Consider the following 3,012-nt stretch of genomic DNA (forward strand, 5'->3'; position numbering starts at 1 on the left):
AGTGTTCGGTGGCCTGGTTGCCGCCGTCCTCGCTGCCTCGGCCGTGGCGGCCGTCCCGCTGGGCGCTGAGGCCCAGCCGGTCGGTCAGACGACGACGCAGGACAAGCCCGCGGTGAACTCGCGGGCCCAGGCCCGCCAGTCAGCGCAACGGCTGATCGACCGCAAGGCGCCGGAGCTCCGCATCGGCGCGCACGACGGCTTCGTGGCCGACAGGGTCCTCTCCTCGGAAGGGATCAACTACGTCCCCTACGAGCGCACCCACCGCGGCCTCCCGGTCCGGGGCGGCGACTTCGTCGTCGTCACCGGCCGTCGCGGCGAGGTGCTGACCACGTCGGTGGCCCAGGGTGCCCCGACCCGCCTCGCGAGCATCCGTCCGACGCTGGCGAAGGGCCGCGCCCGCGCCATCGCGCGCGGTGAGCTGAGGAAGGTGGAGAAGGTCGGCGCCACCCGTCTGGTGGTGCTGCAGCAGAAGGGTTCGCACCTCGCCTGGGAGACCAGGGTGACCGGCCGCGATGCCGGCGAACACTCCATCCAGAGCGTGCTGGTCGACGCCCACGACGGCCGGGTGCTGAGCACCCGTGAGCACGTCCACCACGGCCAGGGAACGGCGGCGTACTCCGGGCCCAACCCGCTGTCGCTGACCACCTCGCTGTCGGGGAGCACCTACTCGATGAAGGACCCGGCCAGCCCCTCGCGTGTCTGCCAGGACTCCGCCACGAACACCACCTTTTCCGGGACCGACGACCTCTGGGGCAACGGCAACGCCACCAGCAAGGAGACCGGCTGCGTCGACGCCTTCTTCGGCACCCAGATGCTCAAGGCGATGCTCACCACCTGGCTGGGCCGCAGCGGCATGGACGGTGTGGGTGGCTGGGTCCCGATGCGGGTCGGCCTCAACGACGTCAACGCCTACTACGACGGCACCCAGGTGCAGATCGGCAAGAACCAGGCCGGTCAGTGGATCGGCTCGCTGGACGTGGTGGCCCACGAGTACGGCCACGGCATCGACGACAAGACCCCCGGCGGCATCTCGCAGGCCGGTACCCAGGAGTTCATCGGCGACGTCTTCGGTGCCCTGACCGAGGCCTGGTCCAACCAGGCCTCCGCGTACGACCCGCCCGACTACCTCGTCGGTGAGGAGATCAACCTCACCGGCCAGGGCCCGATCCGCAACATGCACAACCCGTCCGCGGTCGGACACCCGAACTGCTACTCCAGCGCCATCCCGACCACCCAGGTGCACGCGGCGGCCGGCCCCGGCAACCACTGGTTCTACCTGCTGGCCGAGGGATCCAACCCGACCAACGGCAACCCGGCCAGCTCGACCTGCAACGGCAGCAGCGTGACCGGGATCGGCATCCAGAAGGCCGGCAAGATCCTGTACAACGCGATGCTGATGAAGACGTCGTCCTCGTCGTACCTGAAGTACCGCACCTGGACGCTCACCGCGGCGAAGAACCTCTACCCGGGCTCCTGCACCGAGTTCAACACGGTCAAGGCCGCGTGGGACGCCGTCAGCGTGCCGGCCCAGGCCGGTGACCCGACCTGCAGCACGGGCGGGGGAGGCAGCCAGCTGCTGCTCAACCCGGGCTTCGAGTCCGGTGCGGTGAACTGGACCGGCACCGCCGGACCGATCACCAACAACACCGGGCGCCCGGCGCGCACCGGCAGCTGGAAGATGTGGCTCGGCGGCAACGGCACCACGTCCTCGGAGTACGAGCAGCAGTCGGTGACGATCCCGTCGTCGGCGGCCAGTGCCACGCTGAGCTTCTGGATCCGGATCGACACCGCCGAGTCCGGCTCGACGGCGTACGACACCACCAAGGTGCAGATCATCGACGGTGGCACGACCACGACCCTGGCCACGTACTCCAACGTCAACGCCACCTCGACCTACGTCCAGAAGACGTTCGACGTGACGGCGTACAAGGGGAAGACCATCACCGTGAAGTTCCTGCTGGCCGAGGACTCCTCGCTCCAGACGAGCTTCGTGGTCGACGACACGGCCCTGAGCACCACCTGATCCACCGGCGCCTCGCCGGCTGCACGGGACCCATCGCGTCGCCTCACCGGCGCGGTGGGTCCCCGGGTCCGGGGTGCGACGAATCGGGGCTGGCACCCCTGAGCGACTAACGTGGTCCCCCATGAGCAGCTGGATCACCGCGTGAGCACCGACAACACCGAGCCCGAAGCAGCCCCGACCCCGACCTTCGCGGAGCTCGGTCTGCACGACGACGTCCTCAAGGCGTTGCGCGATGTCGGCTACGAGACGCCCTCGGCGATCCAGGCGGCGACCATTCCTCCGCTGCTCGCCGGACGCGACGTCGTCGGCCTGGCGCAGACGGGCACCGGCAAGACCGCTGCCTTCGCGCTGCCGATCCTGTCCCGGCTCGACCTCAAGCAGAAGAAGCCCCAGGCGCTGGTCCTCGCGCCGACCCGTGAGCTCGCGCTCCAGGTCTGCGAGGCCTTCGAGAAGTACGCCGCGCATCTCAAGGGCGTGCACGTGCTCCCCGTCTACGGCGGCCAGGGGTACGGCGTCCAGCTGAGCGCGCTGCGTCGTGGCGTGCACATCGTGGTGGGCACCCCGGGTCGGATCATGGACCACCTCGAGAAGGGCACCCTCGACCTCACCGAGCTGCGCTTCCTGGTCCTCGACGAGGCCGACGAGATGCTCAACATGGGCTTCGCCGAGGACGTCGAGACGATCCTGGCCGACACCCCCGAGGACAAGAACGTCGCGCTCTTCTCCGCGACCATGCCCTCGCAGATCCGCCGGATCTCGAAGAAGTACCTCAACGACCCCGCCGAGATCACGGTCAAGAACAAGACCACGACCTCGGCCAACACCACCCAGCGCTACCTGATGGTGTCCTACCCGCAGAAGGTCGACGCCCTCACCCGCATCCTCGAGGTCGAGAACTTCGAGGGCATGATCGTCTTCGTCCGCACCAAGAACGAGACCGAGACGCTCGCCGAGAAGCTGCGGGCCCGCGGGTTCTCCGCGATGGCGAT

At 68.8% G+C, this 3,012-nt stretch carries 2 protein-coding genes; both read left to right on the forward strand.

Annotated features, from left to right (window positions below):
* A partial coding sequence (locus tag ABZE72_RS16500; protein ID WP_372730124.1) for a M4 family metallopeptidase occupies positions 1-2,023 on the forward strand: 2,023 nt, incomplete at its 5' end.
* A 141-nt stretch (positions 2,024-2,164) separates the two neighbouring features.
* The coding region (locus ABZE72_RS16505) for a DEAD/DEAH box helicase (protein WP_372730125.1) at positions 2,165-3,012 on the forward strand (848 nt) is incomplete at its 3' end.

Source organism: Nocardioides sp., from assembly GCF_041600255.1.
GTDB lineage: Bacteria > Actinomycetota > Actinomycetes > Propionibacteriales > Nocardioidaceae > Nocardioides.